The organism is Amycolatopsis regifaucium, from assembly GCF_001613935.1.
GTDB classification, from domain to species: domain Bacteria; phylum Actinomycetota; class Actinomycetes; order Mycobacteriales; family Pseudonocardiaceae; genus Amycolatopsis; species Amycolatopsis regifaucium.
Map to the genome: position 1 here is coordinate 671119 of NZ_LQCI01000034.1, position 19599 is coordinate 690717.

Annotated in this window: 20 protein-coding genes; 15 read left to right on the forward strand and 5 right to left on the reverse strand. The window is 69.2% G+C overall.

The annotated features are described in order from the left end of the window. Nucleotide 1: 1 nt before the first annotated feature. From mshA to AVL48_RS27085, 4 genes are all read left to right on the forward strand, one after another. A complete protein-coding gene (mshA, locus tag AVL48_RS27070; RefSeq protein WP_082857773.1) occupies nucleotides 2–1306 on the forward strand; it encodes a D-inositol-3-phosphate glycosyltransferase in 1305 nt (434 codons plus the stop codon). After that, nucleotides 1303–1818, forward strand: a complete 516-nt coding sequence (locus tag AVL48_RS27075; protein WP_061980144.1) for a type III secretion system chaperone family protein — start codon at nucleotides 1303–1305, stop codon at nucleotides 1816–1818. Before mshA ends, AVL48_RS27075 begins: the two co-directional genes overlap by 4 nt. Nucleotides 1819–1885: 67 nt before the next feature. Then, entirely contained in the window at nucleotides 1886–2803 is a 918-nt protein-coding gene (locus tag AVL48_RS27080) for a DUF4349 domain-containing protein (RefSeq protein WP_061980143.1), read from the forward strand. Nucleotides 2804–3249: 446 nt separating this feature from the next. After that, nucleotides 3250–3999, forward strand: coding sequence for a phosphoglyceromutase (locus tag AVL48_RS27085; protein WP_034310552.1), 750 nt, complete (start codon nucleotides 3250–3252; stop codon nucleotides 3997–3999). Between the two features lie 67 nt (nucleotides 4000–4066). On the opposite strand, the gene AVL48_RS27090 is transcribed toward AVL48_RS27085, so the two are convergent. After that, nucleotides 4067–4987 carry a hypothetical protein gene (locus AVL48_RS27090; RefSeq protein ID WP_061980142.1) on the reverse strand — a complete coding sequence of 307 codons (921 nt, stop codon included), beginning with the start codon at nucleotides 4985–4987 and terminating at the stop codon, nucleotides 4067–4069. Next, nucleotides 4984–5631, reverse strand: a complete 648-nt coding sequence (locus AVL48_RS27095; protein WP_061980141.1) for a response regulator transcription factor — start codon at nucleotides 5629–5631, stop codon at nucleotides 4984–4986. Before AVL48_RS27095 ends, AVL48_RS27090 begins: the two co-directional genes overlap by 4 nt. Before the next feature lie 292 nt (nucleotides 5632–5923). Between AVL48_RS27095 and AVL48_RS27100 the strand changes: the two genes are divergently transcribed. The 11 genes from AVL48_RS27100 (at nucleotide 5924) to AVL48_RS27145 (ending at nucleotide 16433) form a co-directional block, all read left to right on the forward strand. Further along, on the forward strand, nucleotides 5924–7156 hold the full coding sequence (locus AVL48_RS27100) for a sensor histidine kinase (RefSeq protein WP_061980140.1): 1233 nt from the start codon (nucleotides 5924–5926) through the stop codon (nucleotides 7154–7156). Continuing rightward, complete coding sequence (locus AVL48_RS27105) at nucleotides 7153–7842, forward strand: response regulator transcription factor (RefSeq protein ID WP_037319339.1); 690 nt, start codon at nucleotides 7153–7155, stop codon at nucleotides 7840–7842. Before AVL48_RS27100 ends, AVL48_RS27105 begins: the two co-directional genes overlap by 4 nt. Nucleotides 7843–7924: 82 nt before the next feature. Continuing rightward, nucleotides 7925–8914, forward strand: a complete 990-nt coding sequence (locus AVL48_RS27110) for a Ppx/GppA family phosphatase (RefSeq protein ID WP_061980139.1) — start codon at nucleotides 7925–7927, stop codon at nucleotides 8912–8914. Nucleotides 8915–9019: 105 nt separating this feature from the next. Continuing rightward, entirely contained in the window at nucleotides 9020–10630 is a 1611-nt protein-coding gene (locus AVL48_RS27115; RefSeq protein WP_082857774.1) for a hypothetical protein, read from the forward strand. 22 nt (nucleotides 10631–10652) lie between these two features. Next, on the forward strand, nucleotides 10653–11450 hold the full coding sequence (locus tag AVL48_RS27120) for a sugar phosphate isomerase/epimerase family protein (protein WP_061980138.1): 798 nt from the start codon (nucleotides 10653–10655) through the stop codon (nucleotides 11448–11450). Nucleotides 11451–11591: 141 nt separating this feature from the next. Beyond that, a complete protein-coding gene (locus AVL48_RS27125; protein WP_061980137.1) occupies nucleotides 11592–12422 on the forward strand; it encodes a thioesterase family protein in 831 nt (276 codons plus the stop codon). A 101-nt stretch (nucleotides 12423–12523) separates the two neighbouring features. Next, on the forward strand, nucleotides 12524–13339 hold the full coding sequence (proC, locus tag AVL48_RS27130; protein ID WP_061980136.1) for a pyrroline-5-carboxylate reductase: 816 nt from the start codon (nucleotides 12524–12526) through the stop codon (nucleotides 13337–13339). Between the two features lie 192 nt (nucleotides 13340–13531). After that, nucleotides 13532–13747 carry a helix-turn-helix domain-containing protein gene (locus AVL48_RS27135; RefSeq protein ID WP_016330918.1) on the forward strand — a complete coding sequence of 72 codons (216 nt, stop codon included), beginning with the start codon at nucleotides 13532–13534 and terminating at the stop codon, nucleotides 13745–13747. Nucleotides 13748–13892: 145 nt separating this feature from the next. Beyond that, the gene (locus AVL48_RS38615) at nucleotides 13893–13994 is read left to right on the forward strand and encodes a 30S ribosomal protein bS22 (RefSeq protein ID WP_007030867.1); all 102 of its coding nucleotides are present in this window, start codon (nucleotides 13893–13895) and stop codon (nucleotides 13992–13994) included. Between the two features lie 286 nt (nucleotides 13995–14280). Beyond that, nucleotides 14281–15330 carry an NAD-dependent epimerase/dehydratase family protein gene (locus AVL48_RS27140; RefSeq protein ID WP_061980135.1) on the forward strand — a complete coding sequence of 350 codons (1050 nt, stop codon included), beginning with the start codon at nucleotides 14281–14283 and terminating at the stop codon, nucleotides 15328–15330. Then, nucleotides 15327–16433 carry a lysophospholipid acyltransferase family protein gene (locus tag AVL48_RS27145; protein ID WP_061980134.1) on the forward strand — a complete coding sequence of 369 codons (1107 nt, stop codon included), beginning with the start codon at nucleotides 15327–15329 and terminating at the stop codon, nucleotides 16431–16433. Before AVL48_RS27140 ends, AVL48_RS27145 begins: the two co-directional genes overlap by 4 nt. An 84-nt stretch (nucleotides 16434–16517) precedes the next feature. On the opposite strand, the gene AVL48_RS27150 is transcribed toward AVL48_RS27145, so the two are convergent. The 3 genes from AVL48_RS27150 to AVL48_RS27160 all read right to left on the reverse strand — a co-directional run bounded on the left by AVL48_RS27150 (nucleotide 16518) and on the right by AVL48_RS27160 (nucleotide 19439). Further along, on the reverse strand, nucleotides 16518–17420 hold the full coding sequence (locus tag AVL48_RS27150; protein WP_061980133.1) for an HAD family hydrolase: 903 nt from the start codon (nucleotides 17418–17420) through the stop codon (nucleotides 16518–16520). A gap of 96 nt (nucleotides 17421–17516) precedes the next feature. Then, nucleotides 17517–18617, reverse strand: a complete 1101-nt coding sequence (locus AVL48_RS27155; RefSeq protein ID WP_061980132.1) for a DUF5667 domain-containing protein — start codon at nucleotides 18615–18617, stop codon at nucleotides 17517–17519. Between the two features lie 114 nt (nucleotides 18618–18731). After that, nucleotides 18732–19439: a sigma-70 family RNA polymerase sigma factor gene (locus AVL48_RS27160; protein ID WP_061980131.1), complete on the reverse strand. Its 708-nt coding sequence runs from the start codon at nucleotides 19437–19439 to the stop codon at nucleotides 18732–18734. Nucleotides 19440–19599: the final 160 nt, after the last annotated feature.

Consider the following 19599-nt stretch of genomic DNA (forward strand, 5'->3'; position numbering starts at 1 on the left):
GGTGACGTTCCCTCTGTACGGGTTCGATGCCGCGCCCAGGCGCGTCGCGGTGCTGTCGTTGCACACCTCTCCGCTGGAACAGCCGGGTACCGGTGACGCCGGTGGGATGAACGTCTACGTGAGCCAGACGGCCACCGAGATGGCCCGCCGCGGTGTCGAGGTCGAGGTGTTCACGCGGGCCACGTCCTCGGATCAGCCGCCGGTGGCCGAGCTGGCGCCCGGCGTACTGGTGCGGCACATCCCGGCCGGGCCGTTCGAGCCACTGGGCCGCGACGAGCTGACGGCGCAGCTGTGCGCGTTCACCGCCGGGGTGCTGCGGGCCGAGGCCTTCCACGAGCCCGGTTACTACGACCTCATTCATTCGCATTACTGGCTCTCCGGCCAGGCGGGCTGGCTCGCCCGCGACCGTTGGGGCGTGCCGCTGGTGCACACCGCGCACACCCTGGCCAAGGTCAAGAACGCCGCGCTGGCCGAAGGCGACACCCCCGAACCGCGCACCCGCGTGATCGGCGAGGAGCAGGTCGTCGCCGAGGCGGACTGCCTGGTCGCGAACACCCGCGTCGAGGCCCGCGAACTGATCGAGCTGTACGACGCCGACCCGCACGCCGTGCACGCCATTCCGCCGGGTGTCGACCTCGACCGCTTCACACCGGGTTCGCAGTCGGCCGCGCGCCGGGCGCTGGAGCTGCCGCAGGACGCGATCGTGCTGGCCTTCGCGGGCCGGATCCAGCCGCTGAAGGCACCGGACGTCCTCCTGCTGGCCGCGGCCGAAATGCTGCGCGAACGGCCGGAGCTGGCGTCGCGGCTGGTCGTGCTGATCGTCGGCGGGCCGTCCGGGAACGGACTGGAGCAGCCGCAGGCCCTGCGTGAACTGGCCGTCTCCCTCGGCATCGAGCGGCAGACCCGGTTCATGCCGCCGCAGCCGGGCGCGGCGCTGGTCGAGGTCTATCGCGCGGCCGACATCGTCGCCGTGCCGAGCTACAACGAGTCGTTCGGGCTCGTCGCCCTCGAGGCGCAGGCCTGTGGGACGCCGGTGATCGCGGCCGAGGTCGGCGGGCTGCCGGTCGCGGTCCCGCACGGCGTTTCGGGGCTGCTGGTTCCTTCGCACGATCCGAAGGACTGGGCCGGCGCGCTCGCGAACGTCGCCCTGCGGCCCGGCTGGCGTGCCGAACTTTCGGCGAACGCCGTCGTGCACGCGCAGCGGTTTTCCTGGCGCCGCACGACGGACCGGCTGCTCGACACGTACGCTCAAGCGACCGGCGCGTTCCGGCGTGCCCTCGAACAGCGCGCGGAGGTGGCGGTTTGACGCTCGACGAGATTTTGCAGTCCTCTTTGGACAACGCGGAGCTGAAGTACGACAAACGTGGTGAGGGAAAGTACTTCGTCACCTTGCCCGGTACCAAGAAACTGCAGACGAATTGCTGGCTGGTCGCCGGGGATCACGCTTTCGCCGTCGAAGCCTTCGTCTGCCGCCGTCCCGATGAGTCCCATGCGGACGTTTACCGCTTTTTGTTGCGGCGCAACGCGAAGCTGTACGGCGTGCACTACACGGTGGACGCGATGGGCGACATCTACCTGGTCGGCCGGTTCGGCCTGGACACGGTGACCGAGGCCGAACTGGACAAGATCCTCGGGCAGGTGCTGGAAGCCGCCGACGGCGACTTCAACACCCTGCTGGAACTCGGATTCGCCGAATCGATCAAACGTGAATGGGACTGGCGGGTTTCGCGTGGCGAATCACTGGCGAACCTGCAGGCTTTCAAGCATCTCGTGGAACCTTCGAATGGACACGAACCAGGAGCCTTGACCGACTCGTGACCCGGACGGTGCAACGGCGCCGGGTTCCGCTCCGTCTCTCTCCGCAACACTGGAGGGAGACGGTTTGATGCACAAGCGATGGAGATGGGTCGCCGCCGCCGGGATCGCGCTGGCGCTCGCGGGCTGCTCGGCGAACGACTCCGGCGAGAAATCCGCCGCGCAGCCGATGTCGGCGGACGGGCAGGCAGCGCCGAACCAGGGCGCGCCGAACAAGGAGAACGGCGACAGCGCCGGGAAAGCGGGCCAGCAGAAGGCGCCGGTACCCGTCGGGCAACCGGGGCTCGCCGACCGCAAGCTGGTGCGCACGGCGAACCTGGAGCTCACCGCGCCGAACGTGGGCGACGTGATCTCGCAGGTGCGCGTCATCACCCAGGGCGCCGCCGGCTACACCGGACAGGAAAGCACCCAGGAGAAGCGGGCGTCGGTCAACGTCGTCGTCCCCTCGGATCGCCTCGACGGTGTGCTCGACCAGTTGGGAAAGCTGGGCAAGCAGGTCAAGCGTGAGGTCACCGCGACGGACGTGACCGAGCAGATGGTCGACGTCGATTCGCGGCTGGCCACCCAGCGGGCGAGTGTCGAGCGCATCCGCGCGCTGCTCGCGAGGGCGACGTCGGTGTCGGAGATCGCTTCGGTCGAGAGCGAGCTGACGAGCCGCGAAGCCGAACTCGAGTCGCTTCAGAAACGTCGAGAGAGCCTCGCCGGAAGTGTCGCCATGTCGACAATATCCCTGCAGGTGAAGGCGGAAACGGTCGCGGCGAAGGAGGAATCGCAGAGTGGGTTCTTCGGCGGGCTGGCCGGCGGCTGGGACGCGTTCCTGACCTTCGGCGGTGGCCTGCTGACCGTGATCGGCGCGATGGCGCCGTTCCTGCTGGTCTTCGGGATCCCTGCGGCCGCGCTGGTGTGGTGGCTGCGCAAGCGGCGCCGCTCGGCGACGCCCGCGATGGCGACGGCGTCCGATCTGCCGTCCGCGCCACCGCTGGACTGAACGAGGCATGGAAAAGAACTAGGCGGGACGGCTCGAGGGAGGGGGGAGTCGCGATCTCGAGCCGCCCCGCTGAAGTTCCCGCCAGGGTGGACCCGGTGACGAGGGGGATGCCAACGGGGCCGGCGGGCGCCGCGACTCGGCAGGGGGGAGACGAGTCGCGGTCGTCACCCGCGTCGAGCCGGGGAGTGCGTGGAATCCGGCCGCGCGGGACGTAGTCAACCTGTCAGATCTCCACCTGTAATCACAAGACTACCCGTTACTCCGTTGGAGTGAACTTCGCAAACCGGGATAACGGAGTGCAGTTCGAATTTCGCGGATTCGCGCTTGTTGGCAGCCCGTCTTCTGGACGAGTGAGGTGTTACCCATGGGTAACGCACTCTCCGTAGAAGAACGGGCAATTCCAGCCCTCTGACCGGCGCTTCCGCTCACTCTGGCAGGCTGGGCGCATGGCTGAGCTTGGGACTCTGGTGCTGCTGCGTCACGGGCAGAGCACGTGGAACGCCGAAAATCTGTTCACCGGTTGGGTGGACGTGCCGCTCTCGGAGCAGGGCGAGCAGGAGGCCCGGAAGGGTGGGCAGCTGCTCGCCGAGTCCGGTCTGCTGCCGGATGTCGTGCACACCTCGCTGATGCGCCGGGCGATCTCCACCGCCAACCTGGCGCTCGACGCCGCCGACAGGCACTGGATCCCGGTGAAGCGCGACTGGCGCCTCAACGAGCGGCACTACGGCGCGCTTCAGGGCAAGAACAAGAAGCAGACGCTGGACGAGTTCGGCGAGGAGCAGTTCATGCTCTGGCGTCGTTCGTACGACACCCCGCCGCCCCCGATCGACCCGGCCGACGAGTTCAGCCAGGTCGGCGACGCGCGCTACGCCGACCTCGGTGACGCCGCCCCGCTGACCGAATGCCTCAAGGACGTCGTCGCGCGGCTGCTGCCGTACTGGGAGTCCGCGATCGTGCCGGATCTGCGCGCCGGCAAGACCGTTCTGGTCGCCGCGCACGGAAACTCGCTGCGGGCGCTGGTGAAGCACCTCGACGGCATCTCCGACGACGCCATCGCCGGGCTCAACATCCCGACCGGTATCCCGCTGCGCTACGACCTGACCGAGGACCTCAAGCCGGTCACCGCCGGCGGGACCTACCTGGACCCGGAGGCCGCCAAGGAAGCCGCGGCCGCCGTCGCGAACCAGGGTCGTTAGCTCGCGTTTCGTCCTCTGAACGCGGTAGTTCGTATTACGGACCACCGCGTTTAGAGGACGAATTGCGTCAGGGGAGGGCCTGGACCAGCTCGATGTTGGCGGCCTTCCAGCCTTCAGGGAGACGCTGCAGGCGCAGGACGATCGGCAGGTTCTTCTCCTGGGCCTTGCCCTGGGCGTCGACGACGTTCGTGGTCGCGTAGAGCAGCACGCTCGCCTTGTCGTCCACGAGCTCCATCACCGCCGCGATCGACTTCGGATCCATCGACGACTTCGTGCCCGCGCTCCGGATCTGGGTCACCTGAGCCGCTTTGCCCTGCTGGAACTGGGTCAGCAGCGGTCCGGTCGCGACGGATTCGTAGCGAGCGTAGGTGCCTTCCGGATCGGCGGGATCCACATGCAGCAGGGTCTCCGCGATCCGCAGACCGCCGTCGCGGGCGGAGTCCCGGGTCACCGCGATCGCGCGGTCGCCCGCGCCCGGCTTCTCGGGCGGCAGCTGGACCCGCGTCGGGTTCACCTTGATCTCGCCGATCCGCCAGCGGTCGCCCTCGCGCGTCGTCGAGAGCAGTACCGACGCGATGCCCTTGCTGGTGGCGGCCGCCCGGGTGCTGTTCTGGTCGACCACCGTCAGCACCTGGGCCTTGTCGGGGGTCTGCTCGACGGCTGCCGAGACGATCACCCGCGTGACCAGCTTGACCGGCTCCGGCGAGTTCCGGACCGTGGTCAGCAACTTCGCCACCTCTTCGCGCGCGGCGGGGGCCAGGTGTTCGTTGGTCGCCTTCTCGTGCGCCGGCAGGGCCGTGCTGTCGTAGGAAAACACCGCTTCGATGGCCGTCTTCACCGCTCCGAGCACCGAAGCGGTCTGTGCCGGGTTGACGAGGGCGAGGTTCGCCGGTGGGCTCTCCGGCTCGGGCCGCGCGGCGCCGGAGACCGTGGTGGTGCAGCCCGCGAGCGCGAGCAGCACGGCGAGCCCTGCCCAGCGGCGTTTCACAGCAGGCCCAGCTCCCGCGCTCGCGCGTCCACCTGGATCCGCGAGGTCACGCCGAGCGCGACCAGCAGTTCCGAAACACGCCGCTGATAGGTGCGCACGCCCATGCCGAGACTCTTCGCCGCCTTGTCGTCCTTGCAGCCGGTGGTCAGGAACTCGAGGATCTGCGGTGCCTCCATCCGGATGTCGGCGAACCGCGCGTCGAACGTCTCCAGCGTGGCGGCCGCCTGCCAGGCGGTTTCGAACAACGACAGGATGCCCTGCACGAGCTCCGGGCGCGAGATGACGCTGTAGGAGCGCACCGCCTTGCCCTCGTCGCCCGCCATGATCGCGACCCGCTCGTCGAGCAGGATGGTCTCGTTGATCTCCTCGGTGCCGATCCGGATCTGCGCGCCCAGCCGGGAGAGGCGGTGCAGGTGCTGCGCGGTCTGCTCGTTGAGCAGGACACCGGGGCGGTACAGCTTGCGGATCCGCTTGTCGTGCACGAGCCGCTCGCCCTGTCTGGTGAGTGACGGCCGGGAAAGCGCCCAGGTGTACAGATCGTCGGCCGCGCACGCGATGTCGGTCGCCGCGACGAACAGATGAGCCGTCCGGTCGAACAGCTCTTCTTCTCCACGGATCAGGGAGATGTCACTGACGAGTTCCACGGCGACAGTCTCCCAACATTCCCCGGCGACTGTGGCGGGAACGTCGCTATTTCCCCGTAGGCGGGATAGGCGGAGCCGGGATAACGGCGACGAAAGCAGGAATCCGGGCGCCGGGGGCCGTCGACCTGCCCGCTTCGGGTGACCCGCCTCACCCGGTAGATCTCGGCCAGGGATCGGTCACGTGAACGGGGTCTGACCTGCAGGCGAACAGGGTGTCGCCAGGTGTCATAGGCATCACGAGTACGGATCCAGTACTAGGCCAAAAGGCTACCCGGACGCTTACGATTCCCTTGTGACCACGCCTGTTGCCCTCGCCCTTGCCGTCGGCGGACTGATCGTCGGTGTGGTTTTCGGCTTCCTGATCGCGAGGGGCCGGGCCCGCCGCGAGGAGCGCCGCCCGACCGGGCCCACCGTGGCCGAACTGCTCGAACGGCTCGTGCGCTCCAGCAACAACGGGGTCGTCGTGCTCAACAAGTTCGGCGACATGGTCCTGCACAACCCCCGCGCCTTCGAGCTGGGCCTGGTGAAGGTCAACCAGGCCGATCCGCGGGCCCGCAAGGCGGCCGAACAGGTCGTCGAGACCGAAGAGCCGGTGGAGATCGACCTGTCGCCGCTGGAGGCGAGGGGCCGCCAGCCGGAAGCCGTCCTCGGCGAGGTCCGCCCGCTCGGTGACGGGTTCACCGTGGTCGAGGCCGTCGATCACTCCGAGGCGGCCCGCCTCGAAGCCGTCCGGCGGGACTTCGTCGCGAACGTCAGCCACGAACTGAAGACGCCGGTGGGCGCGATCGCGCTGCTCACCGAGGCCGTCCTCGACGCCGCGGACGACGAGGCGGAGGTCCGCCGGTTCGGCGGCAAGATCCTCCGCGAGTCGACCCGGCTCGGCCAGCTCGTCACCGAGCTGATCGCGCTGTCGCGGCTGCAGGGCGCCGAGCGGCTGCCCGATCTGAACGTGGTCGAAGTCGACGCCGTCGTCCGCGAGGCGCTTGGCCGGACCACCCTCTCGGCCGAATCCGCCCAGATCACCATCACCACCGACGCGGCGAGCGGGCTCCTCATCGAGGGTGACCGGACGCTGATGGTCACCGCACTGTCGAACCTGCTGGAGAACGCGGTCGCGTACTCGCAGCCGGGCAGCCCGGTGTCGATCAGCAGGCGGCTGGTCGACGGCAAGGTCGAGATCGCGGTGACCGACCGCGGCATCGGCATCGCCGAGGACGAGCAGCAGCGGGTCTTCGAGCGGTTCTACCGCGCGGACAAGGCGCGGTCGCGGGCCACCGGCGGGACCGGGCTCGGCCTGGCGATCGTCAAGCATGTCGCGGCCAACCACGGCGGTTCGGTCGGCCTCTGGAGCCGTCCCGGCACCGGGTCGACCTTCACCCTGCGGATCCCCGCGCATATCGGTGCCGAACCGCCGGCGGCCGCCAAACAGACTCCGCCGGCATCCCGGCCGGAGAAGACCCCCGAGCGGACACCCCGTCTCGTGGCAACAGGGCAAGAAAGCCCCGACCATGGAGGAAACCTGTGACGAGGGTTCTCATCGTCGAGGACGAAGAGTCGTTCGCCGACCCGCTCGCGTTCTTGCTGCGCAAGGAGGGCTTCACCGCCGCCGTGGCCGGAACGGGACAGCAGGCGCTCGAGGAATTCGACCGCAACGGCGCCGACATCGTCCTGCTCGACCTCATGCTCCCCGGAATGAGCGGAACGGACGTCTGCAAGCAGCTCCGGCAGCGGTCCGCCGTCCCGGTGATCATGGTGACCGCGCGGGACAGCGAGATCGACAAGGTCGTCGGGCTGGAACTCGGCGCCGACGACTACGTCACCAAGCCGTACTCGGCGCGCGAGCTCATCGCGCGGGTGCGGGCGGTGCTGCGCCGCGGCGGTGAGCCCGGCGCCGAGGGCGAACTGGCGCCGCTGGTGCTGTCCGCCGGGCCGGTACGGATGGACGTCGAGCGGCACGTGGTGACCGTCGACGGCCAGGAGGTGTCCCTGCCGCTCAAGGAGTTCGACCTGCTCGAGTACCTGCTGCGCAACGTGGGCCGCGTGCTCACCCGCGGACAGCTGATCGACCGGGTGTGGGGCGCGGACTACGTCGGCGACACCAAGACGCTCGACGTCCACGTGAAGCGGCTGCGGTCCAAGATCGAACCGGATCCGGGTTCGCCCCGGCATCTGGTCACGGTGCGTGGCCTCGGCTACAAGTTCGAAACCTGATCGGCCTGGTACCCGCCTGTTGCGATACAGATCACGGTTACGGTTTCGTGACCTGACGTGCGGGCGGGTACCGTAGACGCTCGTGCGCCTAGGGGTACTCGACGTCGGTTCCAACACCGTCCATTTACTCGTGGTCGACGCCCATCGTGGCGCCCACCCGACCCCGATGCATTCCGAAAAGGCCGTCCTCCGGCTCGCCGAGCAGATCACCCGCAACGGCGACCTGAGCCGCGCGGGCGCGGACAGCCTCGTGCGGGCGGTCGAATCGGCGAAGGCGGCGGCCCTGCGGCTCGGCTGCGAAGACGTCATGGCGTTCGCGACCTCCGCGGTCCGCGAGGCCAAGAACGCCCCCAAGGTGCTGGCGAAGGTCCAAGAGGAGACCGGCGTCGAGTTGAAGGTGCTCTCCGGGGTCGACGAGTCCCGGCTCACCTTCCTCGCCGTCCGCCGGTGGTTCGGCTGGTCGGCGGGCAAGCTGCTGGTGCTCGACATCGGCGGCGGTTCACTCGAGGTCGCGATGGGCCGTGACGAGGAGCCCGAGCTGGCCGAGTCACTCCCGCTGGGCGCGGGCAGGACCACCCGGACGAGGTTCCGGAACGATCCGCCGTCCCGCTCGGAACTCATCGCGACTTCGGCCTGGCTCGAAGAACAGCTCGGCACGCTCGCGAAGAAGGTCGCCAAATTGGGTGAACCCGATCGTGTCGTGGCGACGTCGAAGACTTTCCGGTCACTCGCTCGACTGACCGGGGCGGCGCCGTCGGCCAGCGGGCCGCACGTGCGCCGTACCCTGACCGACACCGCGTTGCGCCAGCTCATCGCGTTCATCTCCCGGATGACCGCCCATGACCTGGCACAACTCGAGGGGGTCAGCGCGAGCAGGGCGCATCAGCTGGTGGCGGGCGCGCTCGTCGCACAGGCCACCATGCGGGCGCTTTCACTGGAAGAACTGGAGATCTGCCCGTGGGCGCTGCGCGAAGGTGTCATCCTGCGGCGGCTGGACCATTCGAATGGTGCGGACGAGACTGGGGGCGGCAGCGCCCGACTGGACTTCGTCGAAGGAGAACGGGCACGGTGAAGAGGTGACGGAAATGCGGATGACGGCCACTAGCGCGCGTGACGCCGCCGATGCCCCGTCGCGAGCCGGTTCGCAACGGCTGGAGCGCGCATTGGACAGCACGGTATGACGGACGAGACAGAGAGCGGCCAGCCGCAGAAGACCGTGGCGGAGCTGCTCGCGCAGCACGGAGCCCAGCCGGAAGGCGGGCGCCGCAGGCGACGCCGCGCGGCCGACGACGAGGACGAGGCTCCCGAGCCGACGCGCGGCCGCCGCGCGCCGTCGGTGAGCGACACCGCGCCGCAGGCGATCATCGACCGGGTATCCGGCGACACCCCACCGCCGCCCTCGCGCCCGCCGCGTCGCGGCCGCCCGCAGACGCCGCCGCAGCAGGACTCCGCGCCGCTGCCGGTGCCGCCGGACGTCGCGTCGACACCGACCCGCCAGACACCGCCGGTGCGCCCGCCGAAGCCGGTCCAGCCCCCGCAGGAGTCCGGGCAGTTCGCCCGTCCGGCCCCGCCGAAGCCGGTCCAGCCGAAGCCGGTCCCTCCCTCACCGGAGTCGGGCCAGTTCGTCCGGCCGGCTCCGCCGCAGGAGCAGAGCGGCTACCAGCAGCGGCCACCGCAGCAGTCCGGCCAGTTCACGCGCCCGGCCCCGCCCCAGGAGTCGAGCGGCTACCAGCGGATGCCCGATTCCACCGGCCTGCCCCCGCGCGGCCGTCCCCGGCCGACCGGTCCGGAAGAGACGCGCGGCGCGGTGCCGCCGGTCCGCCGCCGCCCCGAGCCGCCGGCCGGTCCACCGTCCACCGGTCTCTCGGCGAGACTCGACGGCGGCGTCGACGCGGGCGTCGACGAGGACCAGGACCAGCCCGGCCCGATGGCCGGCGGCGCGTTCGCGACCCCGCCCGCCCAACCGGTGCGGCGCCGTCGTCCGCCTGCCCGCCCGGTCCAGCCCAAGGCCGAGCCGAGCACCGAGCAGTTCGCCGCGGTGGGTGACGAGCCCGCTCCCGAAGCCAAGCCACCCGCGCCCGTCGAGCCGGAGGTACCCGCCGGGCTGGCGGGCTGGCGCAAGCGACGCCAGAAGGTGCAGTCCGAGGACACCGAGATCGGCGTGATCCCGCCGGTGCCGCCGCCCGCGGCCGCCGCGCCCGTCGAGCCGGTGGCGGATCCCGAACCGGATCCGTTCGACGCCGGGCCGCCGACCATGGGTTCTCCCCATCCGGCGCCGATGCCGTTCGTGCCGCCGCATTCGCTCGACGACCGCGACCGGCCACCGGACGACCTCGACGAGTACGAGCGCGACTTCGCCGACCCGGCCTACCCCGACAGCGGCCCGGACTTCGAACGCGAGGAGTACGGCTTCGACCGGACGGCGGCCGGCTACCGGTCCGACGACTACGAAGACGACTACGAGGACGACCAGGACGCGGACGTCGTCGAAGAGGACGAGCCCGAGGAGTACGTCGAGAACGCTTCACCGGGCAAGCAATGGCTGGCCTTGGCCGGTCAGCTCGCCCTCGGCGTGGTCGGCGGTGCCGGGGTCTGGCTGGGCTTCAACTGGCTGTGGGTGAACATCCCCGCCGCCGCACTGGTCGCCGCGCTGCTGGTGATCGTCGCGCTGGTGTGGATCGTCCGGAAGATCCGCAAGGCGGACGACCTGCAGACCCTGGTGCTCGCGGTACTGGTCGGACTGGTGGTGACGGTCTCACCGGCCGCACTCCTCCTCGTGGCCCGTTAGCGGCCTCGGGGAGGATGCCGGAATGGCAGTTCCTGTTCCGGTGGGGATCTCGACCGCGTCCGTCTGGCCGTTGCGGGCGGGAGCGGCCTTCGAGATGGCCGCCGACCTCGGCTACGACGGCGTGGAAGTGATGGTTTGGGCCGATCCGGTCAGCCAGGACGTCACCGCGCTGCGTCGGTGGTCGCGCCGCACCGGGGTGCCGGTGCTGTCGATCCACTCGCCGTCGCTGCTGATCACCCAGCGCGTGTGGTCCCCGGATCCCGAGGTGCGCCTGCGGATGTCCGTGGACGCGGCGCTGGAACTGGGTGCGCGCACGGTGGTGGTGCATCCGCCGTTCCGGTGGCAGCGCCGCTACGGCGACGCGTTCGGTGACCTCGTCGACGAACTCGAAGCGGAAAGCGGCATCGAGATCGCGGTCGAGAACATGTTCAAGGTCCGCCCGCCCGGCGGCTCGCGGACCGCGCGCGTGTCGGCCTTCCGGCCGTCGATCGACCCTACGGACGTAGGGTTTCGCCACTACACGCTCGACCTGTCCCACACGGCGGCGGCGGGAATGGACGCCCTCGCGCTCGCCGAACGGATGGGTTCCGGCCTTACGCACGTCCATCTGGCCGACGGCACCGGCCTCCCGAAGGACGAGCACCTGGTACCCGGACGCGGGATCGAACCGTGCGCCGAACTCCTCGAAAAGCTCGTGAGCAGCGATTTCGCCGGACAGGTCGTACTGGAGATCAACACCCGCCGGTCGCCGAACGCGGCACAGCGATCGAGGGACCTCGCGGAGTCACTCTTGTTCGCGAGGTTCCACCTCGGCCAGTGACAAAGATCGTCTCCGGGTGCGGAGATTCATTCCTGTCTGCACTCCAGGCGCTGGTACACGTAAAGTTCCGACCGTGAACCAGCTGCGCTTGTTGATCTCCCGCACCCCGATGGATCGGCTCGTGGCCTTGGTCAGTTCTCGGTGAGCGCGGCCGACGACACGGTCACCTCCTTCGACGCGGCGTGTGCGACGCGATCACTGGGTGACGGCACGTTCACCGCGGTACTGCGCACGGAATGGTCGATCGGCGGGCATCCGCACGGCGGCTTCCTGATGGCCTTGATGGCGCGGACCGCCCTCGCGCATCTGCACGAACGCGGCGAACCGCCGTCCGAGCCGCTGGCGATCAGCGCGGAGTTCCTGCATCCGCCCGCGGTGGGGCCGGTGCTGCTGCGCACCGACGTCCGGAAGGTCGGACGGCGCGCCTCGGTCGTCGCGGTCCTGCTGGAGCAGCGGGGCCGCAGTTGCGTCGAGGCCAGGGTGACCACCGGGCGGCTGCCGATGCGGCGGCCGGAGTGGACCGACGTCCCCGCCATGCCCGCGGAGCCGCCGCCCGGCGCGGTGTCCGTCACCGGTGAGACCTCCGAAGGCATGTTCAACCTGGCGAAGGGCTGCGAAGTCCGGCTGGATCCGGCGAGTGTGGGCTACCTGCACGGCCGGATCGGCGACCCGCCGAAGATGCGGCTGTGGGTCCGGCCGCGGCACGGTCTGCCGGATCCGTTCTTCGCCCTGCTCGCGGGGGACGTGAATCCACCGGTGGTCTACAACCTCGGCCGCGTCGGCTGGGCGCCCACCGTGCAGCTGACCGCGTTGCTGCGCACGCGCCCGGCGCCGGGCTGGCTGCGGGTGATCGTGCGGGCCCAGTCGGTGAACGAGGCCTGGTTCGACTCGGACGCCATCGTGGTGGACGCGCAGGGCAGGCTGGTCTGCCAGGCGCGTCAGCTGGCGCTCGCCCCGGCGCCCGGCGGCTGACGGCGGTTTGGCACGCTGAACGGCATGAGCGAGCCTGCGAGCGAATCATCGACACAGTGTCCGCTCATGCGACGCGAAGTGACCCAGTACGGGAAGAAGGCATGAGTGTGATCGCGGTCCTCGGTGCGGGAAAGATCGGAGAGGCCCTGCTCTCGGGCCTGCTGCACGGCGGGCACAGCCCGGATGACCTGCTGTTCACCGAACGCTATCCGGCGCGCGCGGCCGAGCTGACCGAGCGCTACGGCGTTCAAGGGGTCACCGTCGCCGACGCCGCGCGCCGGGCGGACGTCCTGGTCGTCGCGGTCAAACCGCAGGACATCGACCCGGTGCTGGCCGACCTCGCGCCGTTGCTCGGCAAGGAGTCGCTGGTGGTCTCGCTGTGCGCGGGCCTGCCGACCGCCCTGTACGAGCGCAGGCTGGCCGAGGGCGTCCCCGTGGTGCGGGTCATGCCGAACACGCCGATGCTCGTCGGAGAGGCCATGAGCGCGGTCTCCGCGGGCGCGCACGCGACCGCCGAGCACATCGCGGTGGTGAAGGACCTGCTTTCGCACGTCGGGCAGGTCGTGGAGGTGCCGGAGTCGCAGCAGGACGCCGTCACGGCGTTGTCCGGCTCCGGGCCGGCGTACTTCTTCTACCTGGTCGAGGCCATGATCGACGCCGGGATCCTGCTCGGCCTGCCGCGTGCGCTCGCCGGTCAGCTGATCATCCAGTCGGCGGTCGGGGCGGCGAAGATGCTCGCGGAGTCCGACGAACACCCGGTGCTGCTGCGCGAAGCCGTCACTTCGCCCGCCGGAACGACCATCAACGCCATCCGCGAACTGGAGAAGCACGGCGTCCGCGCGGCGCTCCTGGCCGCCATCGAGGCCGCGAAGGACCGCTCGACCGAACTCGGCGCCGCCCACGACCCCCGCGTTTAGTCCTCTGAATGCGTAGTTCGACGCCGAACCACCGCATTCAGAGGACGAAATGCGTAGTCGGACAGGCCCATCTCGGTGACTCGCGTCGCTTTAGTCCCACCAGTCCCGCTACTCTCAGGAGAGCACGTGCGTGTCGATACCACAGGTGGGGAAGCCTCGTGGCGCGACACGTGTCGAAGGACACGGTGAATCATGCCGCCGAACAAGAAGGATGATCTGCCCTCAGTGGGCCAGGTCCAGTTTCTGACGGTCGCCGAGGTGGCCACGCTGATGCGGGTCTCCAAGATGACCGTCTACCGCCTAGTTCACTCGGGTGAATTGCCCGCGGTGCGCGTGGGGAAGTCGTTCAGAGTCCCCGAAAAGGCTGTTCACGAATATCTACAGGGTGCGTACTTCGACGTGGGCTGAGGCTCGCTTCGCGGAGCACAGTGTGCCCGCCGGAGGGCGCCTTCCGGGGCGCGGGTACCCTGGAAGACCGCTCGTGCCTGTGCGCTCCACCCGTTGGACGCTGCGCCGGGCAGCGTGACCGACGACGAAGGAAGGAGCGCTCTCGATGGGCTCTGTGATCAAGAAGCGCCGTAAGCGCATGTCGAAGAAGAAGCACCGCAAGTTGCTGCGCCGGACGCGTGTTCAGCGTAGGAAGGCCGGCAAGTAAGACACAGCCGGTGAGTGGCCCGTCCAGTTTCTGGGCGGGCCACTCCCATTTAGTGGGCAGCGTCCATCCATTCGAGTGAGACACGGATCCCCTCTGCGAGCGCCCGGTTAATAGCATGTAAGCGCTGCCTCGACTACCCCTAATGAGCGGTAACATCTCAAGGGCAGCCGCGCGATGCTTCCAGTGAGTGCAGGTCGCGCACACTCGGTAGATCCAGTACGTACTCAAGGTCATCAGGACCCCGTGATCGAGTCCGAGAAACCGCCTGAAAGCCGCAGGGAGTCCTATGCCGTCGAACATCGTGCTCGTGACCGGGGTCGGGGGAGACCTTAGCGGGAAACTGCTCGCCAGACTCGGCAACAATCCCGAGTTCGAGCGGGTGATCGGCGTGGACACCACGCCACCGCCGAAGTCGGTGCTGCAGCGGATGGGCCACGCCGAATACATCCGTGCCGACATCCGCAACCCGCTGATCGCCAAGGTGATCAGCACGGCCAAGGTCGACACCGTCGTGCACGCCTCGTGCACCGCGCATCCGGCCGGGCCCGCCCGTCGCACGGCGCTCAAAGAGGTCAACGTCATCGGCACGATGCGGCTGCTGGCGGCCTGCCAGCGTTCGCCGCTCGTGCGCAAGCTCGTGGTGAAGTCCACGGCCGCGGTTTACGGCGCCGGCGCGCGTTCGCAGGCCGTCTTCACCGAGGATTCCGAGCTCATTCCCACCTCGACCAGCGGATACGTCAAGGACGCCGTCGAGATGGAGGGGTACGTGCGCGGGCTCATGCGCCGCCGTCCCGACATCACCACGACGCTCTTCCGGTTCGCCAACATCATCAGCCCCGAAATCGACACCGTGCTTTCGCGCTACTTCGCGCTGCCGGTGGTTCCGACCGTCTTCGGCTACGACGCCCGGATCCAGCTGCTGCACGCCTCGGACGCGCTGGGCGTCTTCGAGCGGGCGACGCTGGAAGACAAGCCCGGCGTGTTCAATGTCGGCTCGGAAGGGGTACTCACCCTGTCTCAGGCGATCCGGCGAGCCGGCCGGGTCGGACTGCCGATGCCCAGCGGTGTCGTGCCGTCGGTCGGGAAGGTGCTGCGCGGTGCCCGCGTGGTCGACTTCTCCGCCGACCAGGTCCGGCTGCTGAACTTCGGCCGCGTCGTGGACGTCACGAAGCTCAAGAAGGACTTCGGCTACATCCCGCGCTGGACGACGCGTGAGGCGTTCGACGACTACATCACCGGCCGCGGGCTCAGGCCCGTGGTGGACGGTGGCAGGCTCGCCGGGCTCGCGGGCAAGGTACTGGTGGCCGCGGCGACCGGGCAGGCGACGAACCGGTGAGCAGGCCCTACGGAAGCACCCCCGAAAACTCTCACGAAGGCGAGGCGGAAAACGTGAGCGGCGCTGAAGCGCAGGTCATCCCGTTGCACGGCCCCGGCAGAGAGAAGCCGGACCCGGCCGCCCAGGCGAATCGGGATCTTCGCGAGTCCGAAGAGGCGCAAGAGCTGCTGAAGCAGCAGGAACGCCGGGCGGACGCACCTGTGGTCGAGTTCCCCGGCCCGGTGCGGGTCCCACCCGCCAAGACCCAGCCCGCCGATTCGGAGCTGCTCCCGGAGTCGCTCAAGAAGGCACTGGGGTTCCTGCGGGGCAGGCTGACCGGTGACTACACCGTCGACGAGTTCGGTTTCGACGCCGAGCTCACCGAGACACTGCTGTTGCCGCCGCTGCGCGCGCTGTACGAGAAGTGGTTCCGCGTCGACACGTTCGGCGTCGAGAACCTGCCGTCCGACGGCGGCGCGCTGCTGGTGTCGAACCACTCCGGCACGTTGCCGCTCGACGCGCTGATGACCGCCGTCGCCGTGCACGACCACGCCCCCGGCGGCAGGCATCTGCGCGGCCTCGGCGCGGATCTGGTGTTCCAGGTGCCGCTGGTCGGTTCCTTCGCGCGCAAGTCCGGGCAGACCCTCGCCTGCAACGCCGACGCGGAACGCTTGCTGCGCAAGGGAGAACTCGTCGGTGTCTGGCCGGAAGGGTTCAAGGGCATCGGGAAACCCTTCTCGTCGCGGTACAAACTGCAGCGCTTCGGCCGAGGCGGTTTCGTTTCCGCGGCGCTGCGGGCCGGAGTGCCGATCATTCCCGTGTCGGTCGTCGGCGCGGAGGAGATCTACCCGAAGGTGGGCGACATCAAGCTGCTCGCCCGGCTGCTCGGCCTGCCGTATTTCCCGGTGACGCCGTTCTTCCCGCTGCTCGGCCCGCTCGGCGTGATCCCACTGCCGACGAAGTGGAGCATCGAGTTCGGCGAGCCCATCCGCACGGACACCTACGACGCGGACGCCGTCGACGACCCGATGCTGGTGTTCACGCTGACCGACCAGGTGCGGGAGTCGATCCAGCAATCGCTGTACAAACGTCTTTCGCAGCGGAAGAGCGTCTTCAAGGGCTGACCCAGAACGCATTTAGTCCTCTGAATGCGGTAGTTGCCCAGCGCAAGGACCGCATTCAGAGGACTAAACGCGTGGAGGGCGGGGTCAGCGCTTCCGGTAGGCCATTCCGGCCGCCACGGCACCGGCGACCGCGCCGACACCGAGCACCGAGGGAACGCCGATTTTCGCGGCCTTCCGCCCGGTCCGGAAATCGCGGATCTCCCAGCCGCGCGCACGGGCGACGTCGCGAAGGCCGCCGTCGGGGTTCACCGCGACCGCGGTCCCCACGACCGACAGCATCGGGACGTCGTTCTGCGAGTCCGAATACGCCGTGCAGCGCTTGAGATTCAGCCCTTCGCGTGACGCGAGTGCCCGGACGGCGTGGGCTTTCGCGCGGCCGTGCAGCAGATCGCCGACGAGACGGCCGGTGTAGACGCCGTCCTTGGTCTCGGCGACGGTGCCCAGCGCGCCGGTGAGGCCGAGGCGCCGCGAGATGATGGCGGCGAGTTCGATCGGGGTCGCGGTGACGAGCCAGACGCGCTGGCCGGCGTCGATGTGCATCTGCGCCAGGGCCCTGGTGCCGGACCAGATCTTGTCCGCCATCAGCTCGTCGTAGATCTCTTCGCTGATGTCGGTCAGTTCCTGCACGGTCCGACCAGCCACAAAGGACAGTGCGCGTTCGCGATGGGTTTTGATGTCCTCTTTGTTCTCCCGGCCACCGAGGCGGAATTTCACCTGCTGCCAGACGAAACCGGCCAGATCGGCGGAGGTGAAGAACTTTCGCGCGGCCAGGCCGCGGGCGAAGTAGAAGATCGACGCGCCCATCATCATGGTGTTGTCGACGTCGAAGAAGGCGGCCGCGGTCAGGTCCGGCGGTGCGGGCGGGGCCGGCGGTTCGAGGGCTTCGGCGGTCGCGGTCGCCATGGCGGCCTCGGCCGACGCCTCGCCCGCGAGCTCGGCCAGCCGTTCGAGCTCTTGACTCTTATCCCTGCCCCGCCAAACTGACACGCACACCGCCTCCGGAATCCCAGGTGCCTATGCACAGCGTAGCGAGAGCTCAACCGGGCTGTCCCAGGTGTGGCGCCTGCCTCATCACCCGTCTCGTCAGCCGATGACGATCGGTGGCAACCCCGGGATCAGCGGCGGAATCGAAAGTAGCGGCGGGGGTGGCGTGACGGTCGTCGGGACCGGCAGCGGCGGGTTCGGTTTGGTTGTCGGAGGCGTCGGCACGGGCGGTGGCGTCCCGCCGGTCGGCGGCGTGAGTGGTCCGGTCGGGCCGTCGGTGTCCACGCCGGACGACGGCGGGACAGCCGTCGGTGTCCGCGTCGGCGTCGGCGACCCTGCCGGCGCGGAGGACGGCCCGGGAACGGTCGACGGCGGTACGACGGCGTCGGGGGAGCCGGGGTCGCGCACGCAGTCACCGGCGGCCGGGACGGCGCCCAGTTCGTCGGACGAGCCCGTGGTGATCGTGTAGCAGACCAGCCGCGAGCCGAGATCGGTCGTGCGGGCCTGGACCTTCTCGAGCAGGGTGCGGGCGGCGGTGAACTTGTCCCGCGCTTCGGCGGGGGCTCGTTCGATCTGCAGGCCGAGCCGGTCGGACTGCTGCCGCGCCCAGGTGCGGAGTTCCGTCAGCCGTGTCTGGCCGCCTTCGTCGGTGACGACGGCCGTCAGCCGCGAGACCCCCGCGCGTAGCTCGGACTCGAAATCGGCGAGGCCGGTGAAGTACGCCTCGGTGGTCGATGCCTGCCGGGTGAGTTCGTCGAGTTCGCCGACCCGGTTCGTGGCGAACTCCAGATGCTTGTTCGCCTTGTCCTTCTCGTCGAAGGTGAGCCCGAGCGCGGCCGATTCACCCGCTCGTTTGATGCCGTAGAGCGGATCACCCGGCAGAGCGTCCTTGGACAGCAGCAAGGTGAGGCCGCCCAGCGCGAGGAAGAGCGCGACGGCGGCCGCGGCGAGGTTGGCGACGGTGTGGCCACGCCGTTTCGGCGGTGCTTCGGCTTCGGCGAGACGTCCGGCGATCTCCTCGCGGATCCGTTGCCGGGTTTCGGCGTCGGGAGCGCCTGCCGAGCCCAGTTCGCGCAAGTCGCCGACGAGCGCGAGTTCACGCGCGAATTCGTCCGCTTCCGGAACCGCGTCGCCGTCGACAAGGTCCGCGAAGCGGTCACCGTCCGCTCGCTCCCGTGCGAACCATCCCGGCACGCCCACGGTCCTGCTCCGTCTCTTGCGCTCAGCCCCGGTCCTGACACCGGTCTGGCTTGGGAAACGAGTGGGAGCACCCCAGGGTTACGGCAAGGCCCGGTGAGGAAGAAATATGGAACTTTAACGTAATCCCGTGGGCAGAAGTTGTGCCAACCGGCGTACCGCGCGGTGCTGGAGTGCCTTGATGGCGCCTTCGTTGCGCCTCATGATCGCCGCGGTCTCGGCGACGGAAAGCCCCTGCATGAACCTCAGCACGATGCATTCGCGCTGGTCTTCACCCAGTTCGGCGACACAACGCAGCAGTTCGGCCCGGGTCGCCCGGCTGATGGCCTGCTGTTCCGGCCCCGCGACGGCCTGGACGCCGACGTTCCCGATCGGTGCCCCGCTGGGTTCGGCGACCTCGTCGGTCACCACCTCCAGGCGGAACCGGCTCGACTTCACGTGGTCGAGGATGATGTTGCGCGCGATCGTGACGAACCAGGCGCCGACGTCACGCCCCTGGTAGCTGACCGACGTGATGCGGCGCAGCGCGCGCAGGAAGGTCTCGCTGGTGACGTCCTCGGCGAGGTCCCGGTCGCCGAGGCGGAACAGGACGTAGCGGTAGACGACGTCGACGTAGCGGTCGTAGAGCCTGCCGAAGGCGGAAGTGTCGCCACCCTGCGCGGCGCTGACCAGGTCCCACGCTTCGGCCTTCGCGGCTTCGGCGGCGGCATTGGTCTCTTCGGTGGTTTCGTCGGCCTGTCGAGGCGACGGCGCCGGGGAGAGGCCGCTCCGGCGGAGAATATGGCCCGCCAGCATGGAGACGGGGCTGGGCGCGGGAAGGGTCACGGTGCACCTCCCGTTCCGGACAGAGAAGACCGGCCCGCATGTCCCACCGCCGCGTGGGCCTGCAAGATCTGCACGTCCGGACTTCCTTTCTCACCATCGAGTGATCAACACCACTCGACGACGATCAGCAGCATACGTGTAGTTACCGCGAAGTAGGTAG